Below are 2,313 nucleotides of genomic sequence, written 5' to 3' on the forward strand. Positions count from 1 at the left end.
GCGCATCGTGGTCCCGCTGCTCGGGGACTCGGCGCGGATCGCGCGGATGGCGGCGGCCGCGGAATCGGCCGGCACCCGCACGGGCACCGAGAACGTCATCTCTCTCATCGATCGCGCACTCGTCGCCGCCTGACGCGGTCGGTGAGACCGAAGAAAAGTAGACTGAAGCGGACATGATCAGACCCGACCTCTCCCTCCCCATTCCCGACACGATCACCGCCGCGCACTTCATCGGCATCGGCGGTTCCGGCATGAGCGGTCTCGCGAAGATGTTCCTCGACGCCGGTATCCGGGTCTCCGGCAGCGACCGTGCCGACAGCGACAACCTGCGGGCACTGGCCGCCGCGGGAGCGACTGTTCACGTCGGTCACGACGCCGCCCATCTCGGCGACGCCGACACGGTCGTGCACACGGGCGCGATCTGGCCCGAGAATCCCGAGTTCGTGACGGCGAAGGCCCGCGGACTCCACGTGATCCATCGTTCGCAGGCACTGCACTGGCTGGTCGGCTCCCGTCGCCTCGTCTCGGTCGCAGGTGCGCACGGAAAGACGACGTCGACGGGCATGATCGTCACGGCGCTGCGTGAGCTCGGCGCCGACCCGCACTTCGTCAACGGCGGTGTGATCGAGCAGCTCGGTGCGTCGAGCGCGACGGGTTCCGGCGACCTCTTCGTCATCGAGGCCGACGAATCCGATGGCACGTTCCTGCTGTACGACACCGCGGTCGCGCTGATCACCAACGTGGATCCCGACCACCTGGATCACTACGGTTCGGACGAGGCGTTCCACCAGGCGTTCGTGCAGTTCGCTGACGCCGCCACCGAGGCTGTCGTGATCTCCAGCGACGACGCCGGGGCGCTGCGGGTCGGCGCCGGGCTCTCGCATCCGAACATCCTCACCTTCGGTCAGGCCGAGGGTGCGAATGTGCGGGTCACCGACATCGTCGCCGCAGGTCCCGTCGCTGCGACGCTGACGCATGGCGAGGAGCAGGCGCGTATGCAGCTCGCCGTTCCCGGTGTGCACAACGCCATCAACGCGGCGGGAGCGGTCACGGTTCTGCGCGCGCTCGGCTACCCGCTCGCCGACGCCGTGCGCGCCGTCGAGGGGTTCGCGGGCACCGTGCGTCGCCTGGAGCAGCACGGCGTCGAGCGCGGCGTCACGGTGTACGACGACTACTCGCACCATCCCACCGAGGTCCGCGCGGCTCTCGAGGCGATGCGCAGCATCGCCGGGGAGGGGCGGATCATCGCGATCCAGCAGCCCCACACGTACTCCCGCACGCAGCACATGTACCAGGAGTTCGCCGACGTGCTCGAGGAGTTCGCCGATCACACGGTGATGCTCGACGTGTACGGAGCCAGGGAAGACCCTGTGCCCGGAGTCACCGGTGAGCTGGTGAGCGGAGCCTTCCGCGACCCGTCGCACGTGCACTACGTCGCGGACTGGCAGCAGGCGGCCGACTACACGGCGACGGTCGCACGAGACGGCGACTTCGTCGTCACGCTCGGCTGCGGAAACGTCTACCAGATCATTCCGCATGATCGGGATCGCGCCGGCGGCTGCAGCCTCGTAGTACACGGAGGCACCGACGCGGTCGGCGGCCTCGAACAGTTCGGGGCCGTGCGTTGCCAACAGCGCCTTGTTGGCGGTGATGACATCGGCGCCGGAGCCGATCGCCTGCAGGATGCTCGTGCGCGCCGGCTCGATGCCGCCGATGAGCTCGATCACGATATCGGCGCCCAGGATCAGCGACTCGGCGTCGGTGGTGAAGAGCTCCTTGGGCAGGTCGACGTCACGCGGAGCGTCCACGTCGCGCACGGCGATGCCCGCGAGCTCCAGCTCAGCACCGGCACGGTCGGCGAGCTCATCGCCGTGGCGCAGCAGGAGCGCCGCGACCTGAGAGCCGACGGCTCCGGCACCCAGCAGCGCCACACGAAGTCGTCGGTAGTCAGTCATGGTTACTCCTTCGGAGGTGGGTCATTGGTCTCCCTCGGGGGCGTTCGCCCCGTCGATGCCCGCGTCGCGGGCCAGCACGTCATCGATGGTCTCGCCACGGACGATGACCGCCGAGCGCCCGCCGCGTACGGCAACGACAGGAGGACGCGGGACATGGTTGTAGTTGCTCGCGAGCGAGACGCAGTACGCACCGGTGGCCGGCACAGCGAGCAGATCGCCCGGCACGAGGTCTTCGGGCAGGTACTCGTGATCGACGACGATGTCACCGGACTCGCAGTGCTTGCCCACCACGCGGCTGAGGCGGGGCTCGCCCTCTCCGACGCGCGAGGCGAGGCGAGCCGAGTACTGCGCGCCGTAG

Annotated in this window: 3 pseudogenes; 1 reads left to right on the forward strand and 2 read right to left on the reverse strand. The window is 68.9% G+C overall.

Going from position 1 to position 2,313, the window contains the following annotated elements:
• Positions 1–173: 173 nt before the first annotated feature.
• Positions 174–1,535 (forward strand): annotated as a pseudogene (murC, locus tag KZA10_RS12730) (UDP-N-acetylmuramate--L-alanine ligase); the annotation flags it as partial.
• Here the strand turns inward: murC and KZA10_RS12735 are convergent.
• Both KZA10_RS12735 and KZA10_RS12740 read right to left on the reverse strand, forming a co-directional pair.
• Positions 1,500–1,955: pseudogene (locus tag KZA10_RS12735) on the reverse strand (homoserine dehydrogenase); the annotation flags it as partial. The pseudogenes murC and KZA10_RS12735 overlap by 36 nt on opposite strands.
• A 21-nt stretch (positions 1,956–1,976) precedes the next feature.
• Positions 1,977–2,313 (reverse strand): annotated as a pseudogene (locus KZA10_RS12740) (diaminopimelate decarboxylase); the annotation flags it as partial.

Source organism: Microbacterium sp. BF1 (genome assembly GCF_019279095.1).
GTDB lineage: Bacteria > Actinomycetota > Actinomycetes > Actinomycetales > Microbacteriaceae > Microbacterium > Microbacterium maritypicum.